The sequence below is a fragment of the Dinoroseobacter sp. S375 genome (assembly GCF_049800775.1).
Taxonomy (GTDB): domain Bacteria; phylum Pseudomonadota; class Alphaproteobacteria; order Rhodobacterales; family Rhodobacteraceae; genus Dinoroseobacter.
Genome location: NZ_JBNAFR010000010.1, coordinates 124,484 through 148,133, shown reverse-complemented (window position 1 = coordinate 148,133; position 23,650 = coordinate 124,484). Strand labels below are relative to the sequence as shown.

The window sequence follows — 23,650 nt, the reverse complement described above, 5'->3', positions numbered from 1 at the left end:
GTGCGCTTGCGCCGGTCACGCCCACGGATTGGGTCGAGACGACTGCGCCGCGCTCGGCCACGTTATAGCCGGTGTCGGTGTCGAAGCTGCCCTTGATGGCGGCCAGTTCGCCGAAGCTGTAGTCATTGGCGTCCAGGCCCAGGGTCGCGGCCAGCTGTGCGTGGGCCGGGGAGATGCCGACCGACTGGGTCGAGACCACGTCGCCGCGGGGCGGGATGTTGTAGCCGTTGTCGGTGTCGAAGGAGCCTTTGATCGCGGCCAGTTCGGAGAAGCTGTATGCGCCGGGCTCGACGCCGAGCTGACGCTCGAGCTGGGAGGAGGCGAAGGCCGGAGCGGTCAGGGCGATCACGAGGGCGGATGTCAGGGCGAGTTTCATTTCAGTAGTCCTTTCAGTGTGTTACGCGGCTTTAATGTGCGTTGCGAGCCGCGGTGTTGTGTGTGTCGGCGGTGTGTGTCGCTGCCGATGAGTTGGATTTGGGGCGGTTGGGCCGGGAATGAAATGGCGATGACGAGAGAGGTATTTGCGCGCTGACGCACATCACGCTCGCGCGATCAGGCCTTCTGCGCGGGGCGCCGGTGTCTTTCGGTAAAACGCAGCCATTCCAGAGACTTACCCCGAAACACCCCCTCACGCCCCGGTGATGTTTCCAACACCGCCCGCCCAGAGCCTGAAACCTCACGCCGCACGTGACAGAAAAAACGTCGAAAAAAACGCACACACCCCCTTGGCCCGGGGAAATCCCACAAAAAAGACCCCGAAACCGGGGTCTGATTCAGCGCGCCAAGGGGGAAACATCAGTATTGCGACGAGGCAACCGCGTGCAGATAGGGCACGACTTCGTCCGTTGTCATCCCGGATCGCAACCGGGGATCATACAGCATACCCAGAAGCTTCTCGTCCCGGCGGGTCAACAGCGCGAATTCTTGGTCGTCGTTAAAGATCGAGGGCCAGACCTCCTGGCAATCATTCGACAGACCCATCCCCTGCGCCAGCTCTTCCTGAATGCAGGATGCCCGCATCTGATCCGGATGCTCGGCGCGTATGATCGCGACCGCGCGCCGGAACCCGCGACTGCGATCGCCATGGGGTTCTGCAACCACCATGCACAGGTGATTGGGCCGCATCCTGGCGATGTTGCTCAGGGTCGATTTCGAGATGCCGGGGATGAGTTTCGGCAAGGTCTTGGCAAGGCTCTTGCGCTCGCCTTCGGTCACCACCAGCACGTGGAAGTTCGGCTTGTGGGGATTGACCGTGATCGGATGCCGTGTGGCGCGAGCCAGCGTGTTCACATAGCTGGAGATCGTGCGCAGATCCTTGGCGCGGCGCGCCTTGTCGACGCTCGCGCCGAACATGACCTGCATCCGCACCGGTTCTTCCCAGCGCAGAAGCGGCTTCTTGCTGCGGTGCCCGGAGGAACTGAGCCCGCCGCCATATTCATTGTGCAGAGCGATTTCGACGAAGTCGCGCGACAGGGTCGCCGGATCCATGGGCGCGTTGGACATCCGGGTCGTGGTCTTCATGAGACCCTGCGCCAGAAAGCTCGTCTGCATGTTAAGGTAGTATTGCGCGAGCGGCGTTTCAGAGAGTTTGACCGCGGTGCCCTGACTGCTCTTGGTCACGGTCGACCCGGCGGGAACAGCCGATGCAGCGCAGGTCAGAACGCCCGCCAGAATGGCACATTTGGTCAGTTTCTGCATCGAGGAACGCTCCAGAACTATGACCCCAAGGTGCCATGACAGGCTGGATCGTGCAAACGCTTCAATTCGGGGCGTCAAGCCGCTGTACGCGCTTTGGAAAGCGGGACGAAGGCGGCGCGCCGGAGGGCAGGGCGGGTCTTCCTGATTCCATGGGGGCGGGGAGGGGTGCGCGCGGGACAGGATCGAAGCCGGTTGGCCGGGGCACGCGCCAGATGGTCGTTGAAACGCCCGCCCGGCGGGGTGAGGCCGGGCGGGGTTTGGGGGATGTTAAGGATTACTCGTTAGACGAGCCCTTGGCGCCTTTGATCGCGGCCAGCTCGGCAAAGCTGTAGTCGTTTGCGTCCAGCCCGAGGGAGGCTGCGAGCTGTGCGCTTGCGCCGGTCACGCCCACGGATTGGGTCGAGACGACTGCACCGCGCTCGGCCACGTTATAGCCGGTGTCGGTGTCGAAGCTGCCCTTGATGGCGGCCAGTTCGCCGAAGCTGTAGTCATTGGCGTCCAGGCCCAGGGTCGCGGCCAGCTGTGCATGGGCCGGGGAGATGCCGACCGACTGGGTCGAGACCACGTCGCCGCGGGGCGGGATGTTGTAGCCATTGTCGGTGTCGAAGGAGCCTTTGATCGCGGCCAGTTCGGAGAAGCTGTAGGCGCCGGGCTCGACGCCGAGCTGACGCTCGAGCTGGGAGGAGGCGAAGGCCGGAGCGGTCAGGGCGATCACGAGGGCGGATGTCAGAGCGAGTTTCATATCAGTAGTCCTTTCAGTGTGTTACGCGGCCTGAATGTGCGTTGCGAGCCGCGCTGTTGTGTGTGTCGGCGGTGTGTGTCGCTGCCGATGAGTTGGATTTGGGGCGGTTGGGCCGGGAATGAAATGGCGATGATGAGAGAGGCTGTTGCGCGCTGACGCACATCACGCTCGCGCGATCAGGCCTTCTGCGCGGGACGCCGGTGCCTTCCGGGAAAACACAGCCATTCCAGAGACTTACCCCAAAACACCCCCTCACGCCCCGGTGATGTTTCCAACACCGCCCGCCCAGAGCCCGAAACCTCACGCCGCGCGTGAGAGAAAAAACACCGAAAAAAACGCACACATGCCCTTGGCGGCGTGGAACCCCGCCGTTTTACCCGCCGAACTGGCCGATCCTGCGCTCAAATCAGGCCGAGTTGCCCTGGCGATCCCGGGGTCGACTGCGAAAATCACCGGAAAAGGGGCAATGACAGGTCACTACCTCTCCATGCGAGAGCCATCCCTCTGCCGGTGCCGCGCGAACACTCTCTATATATATGTCCCTCTGGGAAACCGGCGCGCCTGTCGCGGGATCGAGTCGGGATCTTGGCCTGAGCCGAGGGTGCAAAGCCGATACCGCGCTATGCCACGCCGGAAATTGCACAGGATCCGTGAATTTGTCCTGCAACCTGTCTCACTCCTGAGACAGGTCCCCCGAACCACGACTAAGGGACCACCCCGGCCGCGGGATCCGCTGTCCTAGGCTCCGTCGCATCACATGGGGGCAACCCCGACTGCACCACCCTAGGAGGACCACGACATGAATGAGATGACCCAACTGGACGAGACCCTCGTCTCCCCGTTCAAGGACCGCTACGACAACTTCATTGGCGGCCAGTTCGTGGCCCCGGTCGAAGGGCGCTACTTCGACAACGTCACGCCGATCACCGGCGAAGTGGTCGGCCAGATCGCCCGGTCCTCTGCTGCGGATGTGGAGCTGGCGCTGGATGCGGCCCATGCGGCCAAGGACGCCTGGGGCAAAACCTCGGTCACCGAGCGCGCCAATATCGTGCTGAAGATCGCCGACCGGATCGAAGAGAACCTCGACATCATCGCGAAGGCCGAGACCTGGGACAACGGCAAGCCGATCCGCGAGACGACGCTGGCCGACATTCCGCTGGCCGTCGACCACTTCCGCTATTTCGCCGGTGTGCTGCGCGGGCAGGAAGGGTCGATGTCCGAGATCGACAACGACACCGTGGCCTATCACTTCCATGAGCCGCTTGGCGTTGTGGGTCAGATCATCCCGTGGAATTTCTCGATCCTGATGGCGGCCTGGAAATTGGCCCCGGCGATTGCGGCGGGCAATTGCATCGTGATGAAGCCCGCCGAGCAGACGCCCGCGGCCATCATGGTCATGGTCGAGCTGATCGCAGACCTTTTGCCGGATGGTGTTCTGAACATCGTGAACGGTTATGGCGGCGAAGTGGGCGCGGCCCTCGCAACCTCCGACCGGATCGCCAAGATCGCCTTCACCGGCTCTACCGCCACGGGCCGCAAGATCATGGAGGCCGCCACGGTCAACCTGATCCCGGTGACGCTGGAACTGGGCGGCAAGTCCCCCAACATCTTCTTCAAGGATGTTATGGCCGAGGATGACGCCTTCCTCGACAAGGCCGTCGAAGGCTTCGTGCTCTTTGCGTTCAATCAGGGCGAGGTCTGCACCTGCCCGAGCCGTGCGCTGATCCACGAAGACATCTATGAAGAGTTCATCGCCCGCGCCATCGCCCGCGTGAAGGCCATCGTGCAGGGCGACCCGCGCAAGATGGAAACCATGGTCGGCGCGCAGGCCAGCGCCGAGCAGAAAGAGAAGATCCTCTCCTACTTCCAGATCGGTGTCGAAGAAGGTGCCGAAGTCCTCACGGGCGGCAAGGTCGCGGAGGTCTCCGACGATCTGAAGGACGGCTTCTATATCGAGCCGACCATCCTAAAGGGCCACAACAAGATGCGCGTCTTCCAGGAAGAGATCTTTGGCCCGGTTGTCTCGGTCACGACCTTCAAGACCGAAGAAGAGGCGCTCGCGCTGGCCAATGACACCATGTACGGCCTCGGCGCCGGTGTGTGGTCGCGGGATCAGAACACCTGCTACCGCTTCGGGCGCGGTGTCGAAGCGGGCCGTGTCTGGGTCAACAACTACCACGCCTACCCGGCCCATGCGGCCTTTGGCGGCTACAAGCAGTCCGGCATCGGGCGTGAGAACCACAAGATGATGCTCGACCACTATCAGCAGACCAAGAACATGCTGGTCAGCTACAACCCGAACAAGCTGGGCTTCTTCTAAGCCCGGACCTTCGAAATGCGGATCGGCGCGGCGCCTTCGGGGGCCGCGCCTTTTTCATGGGGGAAGGTGGTCACTGCAGGATCGCGCTTTCCCATTCCGACAGAAAACCGCGCCGCTTGAACCGATCGAGATAGACCATCAGGGCCGGACCCAGCTCGATCCGCCGCACCGCACTGTCATTGCTGGCGGGGCTCAGGGGCGGCAGGGCGGTCCCGTCAAAGGTCTCGCTCAACAGATGATCCACGAATTGCCGCGCTGTCTCGGGTTCGGCGGCCCCCGCCGGGATCAGGGCCGAACGCAGCATGAGTGTCGTGAAATCCGAGGGCAGGATGATCGTATAGGCGTCCCGGTCCGTCCGCCCCAGCGCATAGCTTGCCAGCACATTGTAAGCGATGGCTAGCTCGCCCCCGACCACGCCGTCGATCATGTCGGACGAACAGCAATAGAGCTGGACGTCGAGCGCGCCCATCACTTCGGTCAGCCGCCAATAGGTCTCGGAGGTCCGGGCATCCTGGGTCGCGAACAGATAGCCGAGCCCGGATTGGCGCACGTCATAGGTGCCGATCCGCCCCCGAAACCGGTCGGGGTTCTCGCGCAAGGTCGTGATGAGCTCCTGTCGGCTACGGGGCAGGGGCAGATCGGCGAAGGCCGCCTTGGAGACGACCATGGCCGCCGGCTCCTGGCTGAAGGCGAAGACCCGGTCGTTCCACAGAGCCCAATCGGGCAGCGCTTCGGTGGCGTCCGAGCTGTGTGGTTGGGCCAGCCCGTCATTGGCCAGCTTGGTCTGCAGATCCATCGCACTGGAGATCGCGATGTCGAACCGTGCACGCTCGCTGCGCAGGGCACGGTCCAGCTCGGCGGAGCTGGCCACGGTATAGGCCACCGCCGTATCCGGCGCGCCTGCAAGGTAGGACAGGATCATCGGCTCGAAGAACGCGATATCGGCGGTCGAGATGATCTCCAGCGTGGTCGTGGCTCCGTCCGGGCCGAAGCGCGCCTGATCCTCGATCTCGAAGGCCGCGAGCGGCGCGGCGATCAGGAACCCGACAAGGGAAAGGAGAGTGTGACGCATGCGCCGCCTCCGGCTGAATTGGCAAGGATGAGTTGACCGCCATGGACCCGGGCGACCTCGTCGGCAATGGTCAGGCCGAGTCCGGACCCGATGATCTGCGCCGCGTTGCTGCCGCGCACGAACCGCCCGGTCAGCGCCGCAGGGTCCGCATCCGGAAAGCCCGGGCCGGTATCGGTCACCCGCAGCCGCGCACGGTCTTGGTCCCTGTCCACGCTCAGGGTGATCTGCCCCTCGGCGGGTGTGTACTTGATCGCGTTGTCGAGGATATTGGCCACCGCGCTCTGCATCAGGATGAGATCGCCGCGCAGGCGGGATTCGGCGGCGCCTTCTACCGTGATCTCGATATCCTTGAGCTCCGAGATCGGGCGCGCGCGGGCCGCAGCCTCCCGCGCGAGCGTCTGGAGAGAGATCTCGCCGCTCTCCAGACTGTCGGAGCGGAAGCTGACGGTCGCGTGATCCAGCAACTGCCCCGCCGTGCGCGAGGTTTCGTCCACGGCGCGCATCATCTCCTGCAGGGTCTGGCGCGCCTCCGGGGTCTCGGCGCGGCGGTGCAGGATTTCGGCCTGCGTCCGGACAATGGCCAGCGGGGTGCGCACCCGGTGCGCCGCCTCGGCGATGAAATCCTCGGACCGGGCGAGCGATGTTTTCAGCCGCGTCATGAAACTGTTCAGTGTCGCGACCAGCGGGGCCATCTCGCGCGGCACGGCGGTCGTCACCTCGCGCAGATCCGACGGCCCCCGGCGGGACAAACTGCCGGTCAACCGGTTGACCGGGCGGATCGTGGTGCTGGCCACGACAATCGCCAGCAGCGCGGTGAGCGCAAAGAACCCCGTCCCGATCCCGAGCGAGAGCCGCGACACCCGGGTCAGCACCGCGCGCTGCCCCTGCCGCGTCTGCGCGATGGACACCTGCAGGAGGGACGACCCCTCGATCAGCGAAATCGGCCGGGCCACGGTGGCAAGCCGCACCTCCTCGCCGAGAAAGGGCAGGGTGTCGAACCGCGCGGGCTCCGCCGGGGGGCCTTCGGGACGGGGTAGGCTGTCATAGCCCGACAGAAACTCGTCGCCGAGCCAGATCGCATAGAACACCCGTTCGTCGGCGGCACTGCCCAGCATGGAGAAGGCGAAATAGGGGATGTCGATCATGATCTCGCCGTCGCGCACCCGGGCGTTGTCGACGATGGAGACCGCCGAGGCCGTCAGGATATTGTCCTGGCTTTCCTGGGCGAGTTGCGCGGCCACGGATTGCACAACGAAATAGAGAATGATCGCCGTGGCCGCCGCCCCCGTCAGCAGAAAGGTCAGCAGGCGTCGCCGGATCGATGTGGTCGGCGCCAGTCCGAAACTCATGGCACGTCCAGCTTGTAACCGAGCCCGCGCACGGTCGTGATCCGTACCCCGGTCTCGGCCAGATGGCGGCGCAACCGGCCCACATAGACCTCGATCGCGTTCTCGGTGACCTCTTCGTCAAAGGAAAAGAGCCGGTCCACAAGGGCCGATTTCGAGAAGATCTGACCCGGTGCATTGGCAAAGGTTTCGAACAGCCGCAGCTCGCGCGTGCGCAGCTGCACCACCCGGTCCGGTGTCTCGAGCGTGCCGGCCAGCGCGTCGAAAGTGACCTCGGCCAGGGTGATCTGATTGCCCGCCGCCCCGCTCTTGCGCCGCATGACGGCCCGGCAGCGGGCCTCCAGCTCGGCGAAATCGATGGGTTTGACCATGTAATCATCCGCGCCCAGATCCAGAACGCTGACCCGGTCAGACACCTCGGAACGGGCGGTCAGCACGATCACCGGGGTCGCCTGCGCCTCGCGGCGGCAGCGGCTCAGAAAGGTGCGGCCATCTCCGTCGGGCAGCATAATATCCAGCAAAAACAGATCGTAAGTCGTGGTCGCTATGAAATCCCAGGCCTCGGCCATGCTGTCGGCATGATCGACCACATGCCCATCGAGGCTGAGCCGGTCGATGACGGCCCGGGCCAGCGGCGCGTGGTCCTCGATCAAAAGAAATCGCATGGGCGCAAAGATTCCCGTGAGCGGTGTCAGGTTTATGTCAGCTTTCGGTGCGACGTATCTTTCATGGGCGGCAACGACCGCCTTTGTCAAACGGGAGGATCTTGACATGACATTCGCAATGACTCGTCGCGCGCTCATGGCAGCCGCGGCTTCGCTCGCGCTGGCCGGTGGCGCTCAGGCCGGTGGCCACCAGATGCTCGACAGCGTGCATTTCCTCATCCCCGGCGGTGCCGGTGGTGGCTGGGATGGCACCGCGCGCGGCACCGGTGAGGCGCTCACCAATTCCGGGCTCGTCGGCTCGGCATCTTATGAGAACATGTCCGGTGGCGGCGGCGGCAAGGCCATCGGGTATCTGATCGAAAACGCCGAGAGCAACTACGGCACGCTGATGGTGAACTCCACGCCGATCGTGATCCGCTCGCTCACCGGTGTGTTCCCGCATAACTTCCGCGACCTGACCCTCGTGGCCGGGACCATCGGCGATTATGCGGCCATCGTTGTCGGCAAGGACAGCCCGATCAACTCCATGGAAGACCTGCTGGCGGCCTATGACGCCGATCCGAACTCCACCGCGATTGGCGGCGGCTCGGTGCCGGGCGGCATGGACCACCTCGTGGCGGCCATGGTGATGGAAGCCGCGGGCAAGGATCCGCTGGGCGTGAAGTACATCCCCTATGACGCGGGCGGCAAAGCCATGGCGGCCCTGCTCTCGGGCGAAATCGCGGCGCTGTCCACCGGGTTCTCCGAAGCGGTCGATCTGGCCGATGCGGGCGAGGTGAAGATCATCGGCGTGACCTCCGATGAGCGCGTGGGCGCAGCCCCCGACGCCATGACCATGATGGAACAGGGCATCGACACCACTTTCGTCAACTGGCGTGGCTTCTTCGGCGCACCGGGCATGCCGGCCGACCAGGTTGAAGCCTATCAGGCGGCCATCGAGAAGATGTACGACACCGAAGAGTGGGAAGCCGTTCGCGCCCGCAATGGTTGGGTCAACATCCACAACAGCGGCGACGAATTCCTCAAGTTCCTGGAGACCCAGGAAACGCAGATCGGCGATCTGATGAAGAAGCTCGGCTTCCTCTGATCTGAAGCCTCGGCTGCTCGGGTGCGGCGCGGAGAACAACGCGCCCACCCGCATTATTTCGAAAATTTGGGAGGGATGGACATGGCGCTCGACCGTTGGATCGCGCTTGTTTTGCTGGGTATTTGCCTGGTCTACGGCTACACGGCCTATTTCACGATGGACGACAATCTTGCCCCGTTCATGCGGCGCAATCCGATCTGGCCGTCCACTTTCCCCAAGGTTCTTGCCGTGCTCGGCGCGGTGGCCTCGCTGGTGATCCTGCTGGGGCTCGAGGGCCCGCAGAAGCCGCCCAAGGAGGGCGATATCGATTACCGCCGGCTTGGCGATTACAAGATTGGTCAGGCGGCTGCCCTTCTCGGGCTGATGGTGGCCTATGCGCTGCTGCTGCGTCCGGCCGGGTTCCTTCTCTCGACGAGCGGCTTCCTGATCCTCGGATCGGTCATCCTTGGCGAGCGGAACTGGCCGGTGATGATCGGTGTCTCGGCGGTGGCCGCGGGCTTTGTCTGGTATCTGGTGCAAGAGGTGCTCGGCATCTTCCTGCGCCCGCTGCCCATGTTCCTGGGGGCGTAAGAGATGCTTGAAGGACTGCTTATCGGCCTGCAAACGGCCTTTTCCATCCAGAACCTGCTGATGGTGATCGGGGGCTGCCTGATCGGAACGTTCATCGGCATGTTGCCGGGCCTCGGCCCGATGTCGATCATCGCGATCATGATCCCCGTGGCGATCTCGCTCGGCGACCCCTCGGCGGCGCTCATCCTGCTGGCGGGCGTCTATTACGGCGCGATCTTCGGCGGCTCGACCTCGTCCATCCTGCTCAACGCGCCGGGGGTTGCGGGCACCGTGGCCACCAGTTTTGACGGCTACCCCATGGCCAAACAGGGCAAGGCGGGCAAGGCGCTGACCATCGCGGCCATCGCCTCCTTCTCTGGGGGGACCATCGGGGCGATCCTGCTTATGGTCTTTGCACCGGCGCTGTCCTCGGTCGCGCTGCTGTTCCACTCGGCGGAATACTTCGCGCTGATGGTGGTGGGCCTCTCGGCCATCGCGGCCTTCGCGGGCACGGGTCAGGTGGCCAAGGCGCTGATGATGACCATCCTCGGGCTGATCATGGCGACCGTTGGCGAGGGCGCTCTGTTCAACCTGCCGCGCTTCACCATGGGGCTGATGGACCTGCAATCGGGCTTTGGCTTCATCACCCTGGCCATGGCGATGTTCGCCCTGCCCGAAGCGCTGTTTCTGGTCATGAACCCAGTGCGCTCTGCCTCTGGTGGCGGTGATGACAGCGGCGAGATCAAGGATCTGCGCATCACCAAGGCCGAAGCGAAATCCATGGCCCCGGTCGTCGGGCGCCAATCGGTGCAGGGCTTCTTCATTGGCGTGCTGCCGGGGGCGGGCGCGACCATCGCCTCCTTCCTCGGCTACGCGGTGGAACGGAACATCGCGCCCAAGGAGGAGCAGGAGGAGTTCGGCAAAGGTTCGATCAAGGGCCTCGCCGCACCCGAAACCGCGAATAACGCGGCCTGCACCGGATCCTTTGTGCCGCTTCTGACCCTGGGTATCCCCGGTTCGGGGACCACGGCGATCCTGCTCGGGGCCCTGATTGCTCTGAACGTCTCGCCGGGGCCGCGCCTGATGATCGATGCGCCCGAGATCTTCTGGGCGGTGATCATGTCGATGTTCATCGGCAACCTCATCCTGCTGGTGCTGAACCTGCCGCTCATCCCCTATATCGCCAAGATCCTGTCGGTACCGCGCAACTTCCTGATCCCGTTCATTTTGTTCTTCACCCTGATGGGGGCCTATATCGGCCAGAACAACGCGACCGAGCTGTTGTTGCTGGTGGGCTTCGGGATCTGCGCCACGATCCTGCGCTTTGCGGATTACCCGCTGGCACCGCTGCTGATTGGGTTCATCCTAGGCGGCATGCTGGAGGACAACTTCTCCCGCGCGATGCAGCTCTATGACGGGATCGGGTTCATCTGGGAGCGTCCGATGACCCTCGGCCTGCTGGTGATTGCCGGTCTGCTGATCATCCTGCCGAGCTACCGGGCGCGCCGCGCCCGGGCCCGGGCCGAAGGCGTCGCCGATGGTGACTGAGACCCAGGCCCCCGCGCCCCTGTCCGGGGTGCGGGTGCTTGATCTGACGAATGTTCTGGCCGGCCCCTATTGCTGCTATCAACTGGCACTGATGGGGGCCGAAGTCATCAAGGTCGAACGTCCCGGCAGCGGCGACCTCGCGCGTCAGCTCGGCGCGGACCCGGCCCGGAACGCCGCGAATATGGGGATCAGTTTTCTGGCCCAGAATGCGGGCAAATCCTCCATCACCCTCGATCTCAAGGCCCCGGCCGGCAAGGCGCTGCTCAAGCGGCTCGTGGCGGCGGCGGATGTTCTGGTCGAGAATTTTCGCCCCGGGGTGATGGACCGTCTCGGGCTCGGTTATGAGGTGCTGCGCGCGGCCAATCCCCGTCTGATCTATTGCGCGATCTCGGGTTTTGGGCAGGATGGGCCTCGCAAGAATGACCCGGCCTATGACCAGATCGTGCAGGGGGTGTCGGGCGCGATGTCGATCACCGGCGCCCCGGACACCGCGCCCTATCGGGTGGGCTATCCGGTGGCCGATACCTGCGGCGGGATGACGGCGGCCTTTGCGGTGGCGGCCGCGCTCAGTGCCCGGCCCCGGGGCGCGTTTCTCGACATCTCGATGACCGAAGCGCTGATCTCCAGCATGGGCTGGGTGGTGTCCAATCACCTGATCGGTGGTGTGCCGCCCGCGCCCCATGGCAATGAAAACACGACCTCGGCCCCGTCGGGGACCTTCGCGACCGCCGACAACCCGATCAACATCGCCGCCAATCGCGACACCCAGTGGGAAAGCCTCGTGCGCCTGCTCGGCCTGCCCGATTTGATCGAGGACCCGGCCTATCGCACGCGCGAGGACCGCAAAGCCAATCGCGAAGCCTTGCGCGCGGCGCTGGAGGCTGTGCTGAAAACCCGGCCCGCCGCCCATTGGGTCGCGGCGCTGAATGCCGAAGGGGTGCCCACGGGGCCTGTTCTCGGCGTGGCCGAGGCGCTGGAGGATCCGCAAGTACGGGACCGGGGCCTGATCGGGACCGTCCAGTTGGCCGGGGAAGAGATCGCCTTGCCCGGCGCGCCGGTTCAGGTGAACGGCACCCGTCCGCAACCCGCCGCGCCGCCCCCGGCGCTGGGCGCGGATACGGACCGGGTGCTGCAGGATCTGGGCCTGAGCCCGGCGGAGATTTCCGCGCTGCGCGAGGAGGGCGTGATATGAGCGATGTCGCAGATTGGTGGTCCACGGCCATCATCGATATGGAGCCCGGGCGCATTCACCTGCGCGGTCAGCCGATCCAGGATCTCATCGGAGCGACCTCCTTCGCCGAGATGATCTGGCTGATGGTGCGGGGTGACCGGCCGGATCCGGCACAGGCACGGCTCTTCGAGGCGGCGCTGGTCTCTGCGGTGGATCACGGACCGCAAGCGCCGTCGATTGCGGCGGCGCGAATGGCGGTCACCTGCGGGTTGCCCCTGAACAATGCCATGGCGACCGGGGTGAACATGCTCGGGGATGTCCATGGCGGCGCAGGCGAGCAGGCGGTGGAAATGTTCCATGCGCTGGCCGGTGAGCCGCTGGGGTCCGCGCTGGATGCCTGGATCGCCGCGCGGGGCAAAATCATCCCCGGCTACGGGCACCGCTTTCACACACCTGTCGATCCGCGCGCGCCACGCCTGATGGCGCTGGTGCGCGAGGCGGTCGCTGCGGGGGCCTGCGCGGGGCGCTTCCTCGCTCTCGGCGAGGCGGTGGAGGCCGAGCTCGCCGTGCGCAAGGGCCGCGCGATCCCGATGAATATCGACGGGGCCACGGCGGTGATCTATGCCGAGCTCGGCTTCGCACCACCGCTCGCACGCGGGCTCTTTTGCCTGTCGCGCTCGGTAGGTTTGCTGGCGCATTCCTGGGAACAGATGCAGCAGGGTGGCCGCAACAAGGGGCCGACCCCGCCCGCCTATCGCTGGACCTATACCGGCGAGTGAGCGCTCAGAGCGGGTTGAGCGCGGGCAGCGCTTCGGCCGTACGCGTGCCCCGCCCTGCGGGATGCCTCGCATCGAAGGCGCGGGCCAGAGCGGCCCAGCGGGCTTTCGCATCGCGATCCGAAACCGCCCCCGACCCGTAGGTTATCGCAGTGACCTGCGCCATCGCGGACTCGAAATCTGGCGACGGGTCCAGCGCCCCGTGCCGGGCTTCGAAGGCGGAGAGGCGCGCGAGGGTCTGTGCCAGATCCTGGGCCGCGATGGCGCGCTCGATATCCGCCCACATCTGCCGCGTGGACAGGGCCCGTGCCGCATGTCGCGCGGCCCACCAGTGCAGCACCCGTGCATGGCCAAAGCGCAGATAGCCGAACACAACCGCCAGCAGCCCCGCCGCGGCCAGCACCAGACGCAGGATGAGACCCCGATCCCATGTGATGGGGGCAGCGGGCCCGGCCAGAACCTCGAAACTGGCCCCCTCCAACGTGATGGTTTCGACGCTGTTGGAGCTGAGATTGTACCATTCCAGCGCGATTTCCGGCAGCTCCGCAGGCCCCTCCGACAGGGCGATGTAACTGGCCTCCTCCTGCCGCGTGCCGGACAGAACACCCCGGTCCATGCTTTCGGTCAGCACGGCGTCCTTGGGATAGGCCCGCAGCCCGCTCTCGTCGGGCAGCCCCAGCAGGGGCGGCACAAAGAGCGGCGCGGTTCCGGTGATCTTGGCGCTGAGGCTCCGGGTCACGGCATCCCCCACGGCGATGTCGCCCTCCGGCAGCACGATCTCTTGCGTTACGGTCAGCCCCTTGGCGATCACCAGCGGGTCGAGCCCCTCGGCCCCCTCGGGCACCAACCCGGTCAGGGTGAAGGGCTCAGTCGCGACCGTGGTCGTGATGTCCTCGGTCCCCGTCCCGCGATAGGTGATGCTGACCTCCTGAGCCGGGATCTCGAAGGGCCCGGCCACCATCGGATAGAGCGTATAGCTGCGGGTGACGCCGGACCATGTTTCGCCATCCACAGTCTTGCTGGTCGGGCTGGTGGCGCGACCATTCAGGCGCACCAGCAGGTTCGGCGTCTCGAAACTCGGCAGGCTGGGCGGGTTCGGCATGAAGCTCGGAACCAGGACCGTCAGTCGCAGGATGACAGGCTGCCCCACGGCGACGCTCTCCTCGGCGAGGCTGAGCTCGACCACCGGCTCTTGCGCCTGCGCGGGCTCGAAGGCCCAGATCAGCGTCGCAAGAAGGGCGATGAGGCGGTTCATTCCGCATCCCCCGCTGCCGCTTCGAGCTTGAACCGCGTGGCGAGGAAATCGCCCACATTGGTATCGACCGTGCGCATCCATTGCTCGGCGCTTTCCAGTCCCAGCCCGTCCTGATCGGGCATGATCTGGGTCTGCTCGCCCAGTCCGCTCTCGTTGTCCATGACCACCTCATCGGCGCCGATCCCGGCCTCTTCGCCGGTATCCGACTGGGCCTGAGTGCTTTCGACAAAGGCGACGATCGCCTGTGCGACGACCAGATTGCGCTCTGCCTCGGGGTAGTCCGGGCGCAGTTCGAGCGCACGCTCAAAGGCGCGCACGCCCGGGCGATACTGGCGGTTGCGCAACCGTGCCATGCCTTCGCCAAAGGCGGCCTCGGCCCCGTCGAGGGCTGCATAGGCCTCTGCCGCGGCCTCGTATTGCCCGGCCCGGAAGAGGGAGAGGGCACGCCACATCGGATCAGAGAACAGCTCGGCCGCTGCGCCGAACTGATTGGCATCATAGGCGCGCTGGCCCTGCTGATCCGGGGTCCAGAAGAGGTCTGCGAGCCCCTCTGCCCGGGCCTGCGGCGCGGCCGTCAGACCAAACAACACCATGGCCACGGCCGCCCATGGCATGGTCCAGCCCCGGCGGAACGACATCAGCAGCAAGAGGGCCGCTGGCCATGCCAGCCACCAGCCGCGATCCTCCCACACTTGCGAGTCGTCCTCGGCCAGTGCGGCCTGATAGGCCGAAGTGAGGTGACGCTCGATCTGGTCCAGGTCCCCGTCATCGGGGGTCATCCGGACGATCCGGGCGTTTTCGATGCCGTCGAGCTGCGGCAGGGCGATGTCGGAAGGGGCGACCACATAGACGACCAGCGGGCCCCGCTCCGCCGTGTTCAGCTCCGCCACGGCCTGCGGTGACAGATCATCGAGGATGAACAGGATCGCGCCCGGTGTTTCCGCCCGGTCCATTTCGGCCTGCGCGCGGGCAAGCGCGGCGGCAGGGGCGTCGCCCTCGACCGGCATGACCTTGGCGCTGAGCCCATCAAGGAAGCTGCCCAGAATGCCGGGATCCGTCGTCAGGGGCACCACGCGGTGGGCGGTGCCCGCATAGGCGATCAGGGCGGTTTCCGCGCCCGCGCGCCGGTTCACGAGATCGCGGATCTTGAAGGTCGCCCGCTCGAGCCGTGACGGGGCGACATCGCCTTCCTCCATGGACGGGGTCACTTTCAACGCAACCACCATCGGGGCGGTCTCCGCCTGAAACGGGTCCGGCAGGCGGGTCCAGCTTGGCCCGGCCACCGCAAGCGTCAGCAGGGCCAGAACGGCCATGACCCCGTCCACGGGATAGAGCCGTCGGCGATCCGCGCCACCCACGGTCAGGGCGTTGGCCAGATGCGGGGCAAGTCCGGACAGAGCCGCAGGCGAGGCCGTGCGTTTCGGACGGATCCGCCACCAGAGCACTGCCAGCACGGGCAGGACCAGCAAGGCCCAGGGGCGCAGCAGGTGAAAGGTCTCCAGCATGCTCATGCCGCCGCCTTCTGGCCCCGGGCCAGATGGAGATACGCGCTGGTCAGAACGCCGATCAGGAGCGCCAAAGCAAAGAGGATGTGACTGATGGGTTCGCGGGGCTGATAGGTTGCGCTGTCGGTCACGCGCGGGTTGAGCGTGTCGATCTCCGCATAGATCTCGGCCAGCCCTTCCACATCGGTGGCGTAGTAGAACGCGCCTCCGCCCCGCCGCGCGATGTCCTCGAGCGTGGCAGGGTCGAGACGCTCCTCGCCGCTGCCATCGGGGTTGCCCACGCCGATCGTATAGATCGTGATCTGCGCATCGGCGGCGATTTCCGCGGCATTGATCGGGCTCATGGCGCTGGCCGTATCGGCACCGTCGCTGAGCAGGATCAGCAGCCGTTCCTCGATCTCGCTGTCCTCGAAGGCGCGGATCGCGAGCCCGATTGCATCGCCGATCGCCGTATTCGGTCCGGCCATCCCGGTTTGCGTCTGCTCCAGCAGCTCGGCGACGCTGTCCAGATCCTCGGTGAAGGGCACCTGAACATAGGCATTCGCGCCGAACACGATCAGGGCAATGCGGTCGCCCTCGCGCTCGGCAACAAAGGCGCGCACCACGTCCTTGACCGCCTGCAGACGCTGGACCCGGTCCCCCTCCGGGGTTTCCATGTCCCGGTCATCCATCGACCCCGAGATATCCACGGCGAGGATCAGGTCCCGCGCGGCATTCGTCACCGTAATCGGATCGCCGAGACGTTCGGGACGCGCAAGGCCCACGACAATCAGTATCCAGCACAAGGCCGTCGCCAGCACTTGCAACCGGGAGCGGGCCAGTACCCGCGCGCCATCGGCAGCCCTCGCGCCGGTCGCGGCCGTCACGCTCCGAAAGAAAGGAATGCGCAGGGCGGCCGTACGCTCGCGATGGGGCGGGACGAGCCACCAGACGAGCAGCGGCAGCGGCAGCATCAGCAGGATCCAGGGGGTGGCGAAGGCGACACTCATGATGCGGCTCCTTCGGCGGGGCCGAGGGGGCGGTGCGTCTCGATCCACCGTTTTGCCAGCGCGGCCAGATCGGTCGAGGGCGGTTGCGCGGCATAGGGGCCCGCGAGCAGGACCTCCGCCAGCGGAGATTGCGCGAGGCCCAGCCCCGGCGCGGTCCGGTCGAGGAATGTAACCCAATCCGTCCCGTGCAGCCCGGCGACCGCGTCGCGTGGAAAGGCGGCGAGTGCGGTGCGCCGCAACACGGTGGAAATCGCCGCCGGGTCCGATCCCGCAGCGCTGAGCGCGGCAAGCCCGGCGCGGCGATAGGCATTGGCCGCGTGGCGCCGCCGCACGTGCATACCTCCGAAGATGAGCCCACCCAGCAGGGCAAGGCCGAGCACCGCCCAGGCCGGGGTCTGGGGCATCATCGAGATCGCGGGCGGCGGCGTAATCGGCGCCAAAGCGTCGAACAGTTCCGGCAGGCTCAGCCCGTCAAGCGCGTCGGGGGGCGGCGTGTCGCTCATGTCCGCATCTCCCGCGCGCCCATCAGGCGCAGGAGCTGGGGCAGGGTGTCTTCCGCCGCGCTCAGGGGCAGGATCGGAATGCCGGTCCGGGTGCAAAAGTCGGTCATCGCCGCGAGCCGCGTAGCCGCAAAGCTGCGCAGCGCGGCGCGGGTCTCGCCGGACCGGGTGTCGATCTGCGCTTGCAAGCCGCCATCGGAGACGACGAGCTGCGCGGTCTCTGGCAGCGTGTCGAGCACCGGGTCAGAGACGGTCACGAGGATCACGTCGTTGCGGCGCGCCATCCGCGACAAGCTCTTTTCCGTGGCCTCATCCCAGGCGTCGAAATCGCTGAAGACCATCACCAAACCGCCGGACCGCACGATCCGTTCCGTGGCGCGCAAGGGGGTGTTCAGGGCGATGCGGGTCTCGGCCTGTCGGCCCGCATGCAGGGCCATGTTGGCCTGGGCAACCGATCCGAGGAACCGGTGCAAGGCGCGCGGGCTGGCTTTCGGGCGATGCTCGATCACGGCGTCATCGGTGAAGACGATACCGCCCACCCGGTCACCCTGCGCCCGGATCCGGTGCGCGGCGATGGCGGCGGCCTCGGCGGCGGTGACCGATTTCATGTTGCGCACGCTGCCGAAGAACATCGACATGCGTTGATCCACCACCAGCATCGCGGCCCGGTCCCGTTCCTCGGTATAGACCCGGATATAGGGGCTCGCCGTGCGGGCGGTGACCTTCCAGTCGATGGTGCGGATGTCATCGCCCGGCATGTAGTGGCGCAGTTCCTCGAAATTCAGGCCGCGCCCCTTCAGCTTGGAGGCATGGCGTCCGTTCAGGATCGAGCGCACGGGCTGGCGAGGCAGAAAGCTCAGGGGCCGCGCCTGTCTCTGCAACCCCTGCAGATGGGGCAGATCAACGGCAATCCTTGGATCAGAGGGCGGGGCCATGGGACGGACCTAGGGCAGGGCCACGAGATCGAGCAGGCGGTCGATCACCTGGTCGGGTGTCACCCCCTCGCCCTGCGCCTCGTAGCTGAGGGTCAGCCGGTGACGCAGCACGTCATGGGCGATCGCGCGAATATCGGTGGGATCCACAAAGTCGCGCCCGGACAGCCAGGCATGGGTGCGCCCGCATTTGTCGAGGCCCAGAGAGGCGCGCGGGCTCGACCCGATCTCGATCCAGCGGGCCAGATCCGGATCCAGCGCGGCCGGCGTGCGGGTGCCATAGACCAGATCAGCCATGTAGCGGCCCATCGCATCCGAGACATGGATCCCGGCGATCTCGGCGCGGGCGGCGAAAATCACATCCTGCGGGATCCGCGGCGGGGGCGCGGCGGGCGCGCCTCCGGCTGCAGTGTCCTCGCCGCGGACGAGGGCGATGACCAGCGTCTCTTCCTCGACCGTGGGATAGCCGACCTGCACATGCATCAGGAAGCGGTCCATCTGGGCCTCGGGCAGGGGATAGGTGCCCTCCTGTTCCACGGGGTTCTGCGTGGCCATCACGATGAACAGCGGCGGCATCTTGTGGGTGGTGCCCGCGACGGTGACCTGGCGTTCTTCCATCGCTTCGAGCAGGGCGGCCTGCACCTTGGCCGGGGCGCGATTGATCTCGTCGGCCAGAACGATATTGGCGAAAATCGGCCCCGGTTCGAACTTGAACGCCGAGCCGGTCTCGGTCTGATGGTACACCTCGGTGCCCGTGACATCCGACGGCAGTAGGTCCGGCGTGAACTGGATCCGCCCGAACTCGGCCTCGATATTCTTAGCCATCGCCTTGACCGCCCGGGTCTTGGCAAGCCCCGGCAGCCCTTCGATCAGCAAGTTGCCATTGGCCAGAAGCCCGATCACCAGCCGGTCGATCACATCGCGCTGGCCGATGATGGACTGGCCCATGGCGGTGCGCAGGGTGTCGATATGCTCTCGGGGGGTCATGGTCGGTCTCTCTTGCTCAGGGCAGGGCTGCGATCAGGGGGGAGCCCACCGCGCCCGAGGGCAGTTTCGTGCCCAGATAGGTCGCGATGGTGACGGCCAGATCCGTTGTGCTGACCGGATCGGCGATGCGGGCCGCGGGAATGCCGGGACCCGACAGGATGATCGGCACATGGGTGTCATAGGTCCAGGGCGAGCCATGGGCAGATGCCACATGCAGCCCATCGAAATCGGCAATGAACCAGTGGGGCTTGAAGACGATATAGATGTCGCCGGACCGATCAGGGTGGAAATTGGCGCGCACCGCATCGGTGATCTTGCCGGGCGCGACCCGGCCCGCGCGCAGCTCCGTGCTCGGGATGGCATGGGCGATCCCCGGCAGGGCGTCCAGCTCAGCCGCCACGGCGCGCGACACCTCGGCAAGGTCCAGCCCGCGCGCGGCGATCACCTCTTGATCGAGGTAGAGATAGGGGTTCGAGAAGTTCCGGATCAGGGCCGTGCTGTCCCCGAAATCCTCGGTCAGGCGGACAAAGCCGGGTTCCGTATCCACCCGCTCGAAATCGAAGGTCCCGGCCTGAATGCCAAGCGTTGCGAGGTAATCCGGATGCTCCGGCGCGCCGTGATCCGCCGACAGCACGACGAGGGTCTGGTCGAGCCCGATCTCGGCATCGAGAAAGCTCAGGAAATCGGCGAGCACCCGGTCGAGACGATGCAGGTTGTCTTCGGCCTCCAGCGAGGAGGGGCCGAAAAGATGCCCCACGTAATCTGTCGAGGAAAAGCTCACGGCGAGGTAGTCGGGCACCGCGTCCTGCCCGAGGCCCTCGGCGGTGATCAGCGTCTTGGCGAAATCCGCCGTGATCGCGTCGCCAGCCGGGCTCAGGGTCAGGCGGGTGGTGAAGTACTTGTCGTCCCGCGCGCCCCAGTCATGGGGGAAGGTGATGCCGAAACCGGGGAAATCGGTCTCCCATGGCTGGGCGTCGCGCGCGCCGAACATGTAGCTGTCGGGATCCGCGCGCAAGGTCCAGCTTTGCCCGGCATAGCTGTCGATCAGGCCCTCTGCCTGCCACGCGTCCATCCAGGCGGGATAGCTGTCGCGATAGAAGGTGCTCGTGACGAACCGTCCTTCGGATTTCGAGAACCAATAGGCCTGACCTGCGTGACCCGCCATGGAGATCGCGCCGCGATACTTGACCGAGACCCCGAAGATCTTGGAGGCGGGGCCGAAATGCAGGGCAATCTCATCGGCAATGGTGGAGCTCAGCAGGGCACGGGGGGACCGGCCATCCGTGGTCGCCGCCCGTTGGGTGGGGTCGATCTCGGCATCGGCATCCACGCCCGCGGCGCCTACCAGCGGGTAATCCGGGTCCTGAACGTTGTAGAATTGCGCGCCCGAAACCCGGTCAAACCAGAGATTTGCGACCATGCCATGGATCGCGGGCGTTGTTCCCGTGGCCAGTGTGGCATGGCCCACGATCGTTTCGGTGTTGGCATGGGGGTGATGGGCGTTGGTATAGATCGTCCCGCTGTCAATCAGACGGCGAAAGCCATCGGTCCCCAGCCCGCCCCCGAACCGGTCGATCAGATCCGCACGCAGCTGATCGACCGTGATCTGAACCACCAGCTTGGGACGCTCCTGCGCGCTGGTTGCGACGGGCATGACCGCGCAGAGCGCGATCCCCAGCACGGGGCTCAGGCGGCTGTGTCCGGTGCGGTGGCGGTCCTGGATCCACATGCGGGCCTCCACACGCTCAGTTCGGGAAGATGGTTTTCCAGTCCTCGGCCATGTCGATGATGACCCAGCCGCGGTCCGGTCCCTCGTCGAGACCTCGGTTCAGCACGCCGATATGGCCTTCGCGGTCATAGGCAAACTCGCGCGCGCCATCCGTGTGATGCAGCAGCAGGCCAAAGCTCGGGCCGTCTCCGCCGGTGGTGTATTCGAGCATGGCGAAGTCGCCATCGGAATTCCCGGAGGCAAAGATCGGGCGTTTGCCGATGCGGCTGTCGATCCCGACGGGCTTACCTTCCTTGTCATCGATGAAGTCGATGCCGGCGAGCTTCATGACCTTGCCATCCCGGTACTCGGTTGGGCCGGCGCTGCCGACCACCTGTTCGGGGGGAATGCCATAGGCCTCTTCTGCAAAGGCACGCACGAAATGCACGCCGCCGCCCGAGACGATCCAAGTCTGGAACCCCTCGTCGCGCAGATAGCTCAGCAGCTCAAGCATGGGCTGATAGATCATCGCGTCATACCGCATGTCGGTGCTCGGATGCCGCGCCGTGTCGAGCCAGGCCAGCACATCTGCCTGAAAGTCCTCGACCGAGATGTCGGCATGGCTGACCGCGAGCACTTCGAGCAGGGCCTCGACTCCGCCCGCGGCAAGGGTGTCGATGTCCCCCTCTGCGGCGGCCTTGAGGGCATCGGTGCTGAGGATCGACGGGTCGGCCTCGGCGCGCTCGCGCAGGCGGTCCAGCGCATAGATCAGCTGAAAATAGACTGGCTGTTCAGCCCAGAGATTGCCGTCATTGTCGAAGGTCGCGATCCGGTCGGCCTGGGTGACGTAATCGGGCGATGCAGGGTCCGTCACACTGTCCACGAAGGCGATGATCGCGCTCTTTGTCTCGGTGTCATTCCAGGAAGGCAGCGGGTCGGCAAAGGCCGTCCCGGCCAGGGCAAGACATCCGGCGAAAACAGTCCGAAAAAACATGGCAGCAGATCCTGTCATAGGGGGGCTGAGAAAATGGGGGGAGGACCGCCCCCCTGCCACCGGTGAAGGCAGAGGGGCGATCGGTTGGCTATGCGGGGGGCGCTTACTGCGCGCCGCCCGGATCCGAGAGCTTCTCCATGACCTTTTCGAGGCTGAAGGACGCCGCCTTCTGCCGCGGCGGGTATTCCGCAAAGGTCGACAGGAACTGACCCACATAGGCCTGTGCAGGCACCAGCAGGTAAACGCGGTCGATCAGCCAGTCGTAATAGGTGTTCGACGTCCGGTAGGCCCGCTCATAGGGGTCACGGCGCAGGTTGGTGATCAGCGGCACACGCAGTTCGGTGAGCGGCTCGGCCCAGGCCCGCAGGGTGCCCCAGACTTCCTGCTCGAGGAAGGTGATCTTCCAGTCGCCATAGCGCAGCGCCGCGAGATCGCCGTCATCGGTGAAGTAGAAGATCTCGTTGCGCGGGCTCTCGTCGGTTTCCCCCGTCAGCATCGGCAGGATGTTGTAGCCATCCAGATGCACGCGGTAGTCACGACCGCCGCCGACCTCGGCCACGGTGATGCCGTCGAGCAGGTCTTCCTTGACCGTTTCGTTCCCGGCCATGGCGAGGAAAGTCGGCAACCAGTCCATATGGTGGACGATCTCGTTGCTGATAGACCCCGGCTCGATATTGCCCGGCCAGCGCACCATGGCAGGCACGCGCCAGCCGCCTTCCCACTGGGTGTTCTTCTCGCCCCAGAACGGGGTCATGGCCGCATCGGGCCAAGTGTTCATGTGCGGGCCGTTATCGGTGGAGTAGAAGACGAAGGTGTTGTCTTCGATCCCAAGCTCCTCGAGCTTGTCGAGGAACATGCCGATATGCATGTCGTGCTCGATCATGCCCGCCGTGTACTCGTCCACGGTCTTGCCGATCTGGTCGTTCGCCATCTGCTGGCGTTCTTCGCTCACATGGGTGCGGAAGTGCATCCGGGTCCCGGACCACCACAGGAACCACGGGGTGCCCGCAGCCTCTTGCCGGTCGATGAAGTCGAGCGCGGCGGCGACGGTCTCGTCGTCGATGGTTTCCATGCGCTTCTTGGTCAGCGGACCAGTGTCTTCGATGGTGCCGTCAGCCGAGGACTTGATCACACCGCGCGGGCCAAAGGTTTCCCGGAAGGTCCGCCCGTCGGGCATGACCAGGTCACCGGGATAATCCGCGTTCTCGGGCTCTTCCTCGGCGTTCAGGTGGTAGAGGTTGCCGAGAAACTCATCGAACCCGTGGTTGGTCGGCAGCATCTCGTCCCGGTCGCCCAGGTGGTTCTTGCCGAACTGGCCGGTGGCATAGCCTTGCGCCTTGAGAAGGCCTGCGATGGTCGGATCCTCGATTCTCATGCCTTCTTCGGCACCGGGCAGACCGACCTTGGACAGGCCCGTGCGGAACACCGACTGACCCATGATGAAGGACGACCGGCCCGCGGTGCAGGACTGCTCGCCGTAATAGTCGGTGAAGATCATGCCTTCATCGGCGATCCGGTCGATATTCGGCGTCTGGTAGCCCATCAGGCCCATCGTGTAGGCCGAGATATTGGACTGACCGACATCATCTCCCCAGATGACGAGGATATTGGGCTTGTCCGCATCCTGGGCATTGGCGATGCCCGCGGTCAGCGCCAAAAGGGCCACCCCGAGGGTCAGCTCCTTCCGGGTCCTGTTCCGTGTCATGGTGCATGTCTCCTTGCTATATCGATTTGTTGTTTTTGGTGTGAGTGGGGCCCGCATGGAGCCATAACCGACCGATGCCGGTCAAGCCTGAGGCGGAAAAG

At 65.4% G+C, this 23,650-nt stretch carries 21 protein-coding genes; 6 read left to right on the top strand and 15 right to left on the bottom strand.

Annotated features, from left to right (window positions below; genetic code table 11):
• From ACP150_RS18950 to ACP150_RS18940, 3 genes are all read right to left on the bottom strand, one after another.
• Positions 1 to 376, bottom strand: a 376-nt coding sequence (locus ACP150_RS18950; RefSeq protein ID WP_424968262.1) for a hypothetical protein, incomplete at its 3' end; no start/stop codon positions are given.
• A 419-nt stretch (positions 377 to 795) separates the two neighbouring features.
• Positions 796 to 1,698, bottom strand: coding sequence for a DUF2927 domain-containing protein (locus ACP150_RS18945; RefSeq protein WP_424968261.1), 903 nt, complete (start codon positions 1,696 to 1,698; stop codon positions 796 to 798).
• A 274-nt stretch (positions 1,699 to 1,972) separates the two neighbouring features.
• Positions 1,973 to 2,440, bottom strand: coding sequence for a hypothetical protein (locus ACP150_RS18940; RefSeq protein ID WP_424967496.1), 468 nt, complete (start codon positions 2,438 to 2,440; stop codon positions 1,973 to 1,975).
• A 799-nt stretch (positions 2,441 to 3,239) separates the two neighbouring features.
• On the opposite strand from ACP150_RS18940, the gene adh reads away from it, so the two are divergent.
• A complete protein-coding gene (gene adh / locus ACP150_RS18935) occupies positions 3,240 to 4,760 on the top strand; it encodes an aldehyde dehydrogenase (protein WP_424968259.1) in 1,521 nt (506 codons plus the stop codon).
• Between the two features lie 70 nt (positions 4,761 to 4,830).
• On the opposite strand, the gene ACP150_RS18930 is transcribed toward adh, so the two are convergent.
• The 3 genes from ACP150_RS18930 to ACP150_RS18920 are packed head-to-tail and all read right to left on the bottom strand — an operon-like array spanning position 4,831 to position 7,843.
• On the bottom strand, positions 4,831 to 5,832 hold the full coding sequence (locus ACP150_RS18930) for an ABC transporter substrate-binding protein (protein WP_424968258.1): 1,002 nt from the start codon (positions 5,830 to 5,832) through the stop codon (positions 4,831 to 4,833).
• Positions 5,796 to 7,181, bottom strand: coding sequence for a sensor histidine kinase (locus ACP150_RS18925; protein ID WP_424968257.1), 1,386 nt, complete (start codon positions 7,179 to 7,181; stop codon positions 5,796 to 5,798). Before ACP150_RS18925 ends, ACP150_RS18930 begins: the two co-directional genes overlap by 37 nt.
• Positions 7,178 to 7,843, bottom strand: a complete 666-nt coding sequence (locus ACP150_RS18920) for a response regulator transcription factor (protein WP_424968256.1) — start codon at positions 7,841 to 7,843, stop codon at positions 7,178 to 7,180. The genes ACP150_RS18925 and ACP150_RS18920 overlap by 4 nt, the downstream gene beginning before the upstream one ends.
• A gap of 106 nt (positions 7,844 to 7,949) precedes the next feature.
• Here ACP150_RS18920 and ACP150_RS18915 point away from each other — a divergent pair, with 106 nt between their 5' ends.
• The 5 genes from ACP150_RS18915 to ACP150_RS18895 all read left to right on the top strand — a co-directional run bounded on the left by ACP150_RS18915 (position 7,950) and on the right by ACP150_RS18895 (position 12,977).
• Positions 7,950 to 8,930 carry a tripartite tricarboxylate transporter substrate binding protein gene (locus ACP150_RS18915; RefSeq protein WP_424968255.1) on the top strand — a complete coding sequence of 327 codons (981 nt, stop codon included), beginning with the start codon at positions 7,950 to 7,952 and terminating at the stop codon, positions 8,928 to 8,930.
• A gap of 81 nt (positions 8,931 to 9,011) precedes the next feature.
• Entirely contained in the window at positions 9,012 to 9,500 is a 489-nt protein-coding gene (locus ACP150_RS18910) for a tripartite tricarboxylate transporter TctB family protein (RefSeq protein WP_424968254.1), read from the top strand.
• 3 nt (positions 9,501 to 9,503) lie between these two features.
• On the top strand, positions 9,504 to 11,027 hold the full coding sequence (locus ACP150_RS18905; protein WP_424968253.1) for a tripartite tricarboxylate transporter permease: 1,524 nt from the start codon (positions 9,504 to 9,506) through the stop codon (positions 11,025 to 11,027).
• The gene (locus ACP150_RS18900; protein ID WP_424968252.1) at positions 11,017 to 12,219 is read left to right on the top strand and encodes a CaiB/BaiF CoA transferase family protein; all 1,203 of its coding nucleotides are present in this window, start codon (positions 11,017 to 11,019) and stop codon (positions 12,217 to 12,219) included. Before ACP150_RS18905 ends, ACP150_RS18900 begins: the two co-directional genes overlap by 11 nt.
• Complete coding sequence (locus tag ACP150_RS18895) at positions 12,216 to 12,977, top strand: citryl-CoA lyase (RefSeq protein ID WP_424968251.1); 762 nt, start codon at positions 12,216 to 12,218, stop codon at positions 12,975 to 12,977. The genes ACP150_RS18900 and ACP150_RS18895 overlap by 4 nt, the downstream gene beginning before the upstream one ends.
• A gap of 4 nt (positions 12,978 to 12,981) precedes the next feature.
• Here ACP150_RS18895 and ACP150_RS18890 read toward each other — a convergent pair whose 3' ends face one another.
• The 9 genes from ACP150_RS18890 to ACP150_RS18850 form a co-directional block, all read right to left on the bottom strand.
• Entirely contained in the window at positions 12,982 to 14,229 is a 1,248-nt protein-coding gene (locus ACP150_RS18890; RefSeq protein ID WP_424968250.1) for a BatD family protein, read from the bottom strand.
• Positions 14,226 to 15,740: a VWA domain-containing protein gene (locus ACP150_RS18885; RefSeq protein ID WP_424968249.1), complete on the bottom strand. Its 1,515-nt coding sequence runs from the start codon at positions 15,738 to 15,740 to the stop codon at positions 14,226 to 14,228. The genes ACP150_RS18890 and ACP150_RS18885 overlap by 4 nt, the downstream gene beginning before the upstream one ends.
• Positions 15,737 to 16,723 carry a VWA domain-containing protein gene (locus ACP150_RS18880; RefSeq protein WP_424968248.1) on the bottom strand — a complete coding sequence of 329 codons (987 nt, stop codon included), beginning with the start codon at positions 16,721 to 16,723 and terminating at the stop codon, positions 15,737 to 15,739. Before ACP150_RS18880 ends, ACP150_RS18885 begins: the two co-directional genes overlap by 4 nt.
• Positions 16,720 to 17,226, bottom strand: a complete 507-nt coding sequence (locus tag ACP150_RS18875; RefSeq protein ID WP_424968247.1) for a DUF4381 domain-containing protein — start codon at positions 17,224 to 17,226, stop codon at positions 16,720 to 16,722. Before ACP150_RS18875 ends, ACP150_RS18880 begins: the two co-directional genes overlap by 4 nt.
• Complete coding sequence (locus tag ACP150_RS18870; RefSeq protein WP_424968246.1) at positions 17,223 to 18,158, bottom strand: DUF58 domain-containing protein; 936 nt, start codon at positions 18,156 to 18,158, stop codon at positions 17,223 to 17,225. Before ACP150_RS18870 ends, ACP150_RS18875 begins: the two co-directional genes overlap by 4 nt.
• Before the next feature lie 9 nt (positions 18,159 to 18,167).
• Positions 18,168 to 19,142 carry an AAA family ATPase gene (locus ACP150_RS18865; protein WP_424968245.1) on the bottom strand — a complete coding sequence of 325 codons (975 nt, stop codon included), beginning with the start codon at positions 19,140 to 19,142 and terminating at the stop codon, positions 18,168 to 18,170.
• Between the two features lie 16 nt (positions 19,143 to 19,158).
• Positions 19,159 to 20,871: an alkaline phosphatase family protein gene (locus tag ACP150_RS18860; protein ID WP_424968244.1), complete on the bottom strand. Its 1,713-nt coding sequence runs from the start codon at positions 20,869 to 20,871 to the stop codon at positions 19,159 to 19,161.
• A 16-nt stretch (positions 20,872 to 20,887) separates the two neighbouring features.
• Positions 20,888 to 21,844 (bottom strand): HAD family hydrolase, encoded by a 957-nt coding sequence (locus ACP150_RS18855; RefSeq protein WP_424968243.1) that lies wholly within the window; start codon positions 21,842 to 21,844, stop codon positions 20,888 to 20,890.
• 103 nt (positions 21,845 to 21,947) lie between these two features.
• A complete protein-coding gene (locus ACP150_RS18850; protein ID WP_424968242.1) occupies positions 21,948 to 23,549 on the bottom strand; it encodes an arylsulfatase in 1,602 nt (533 codons plus the stop codon).
• Between the last annotated feature and the right edge of the window lie 101 nt (positions 23,550 to 23,650).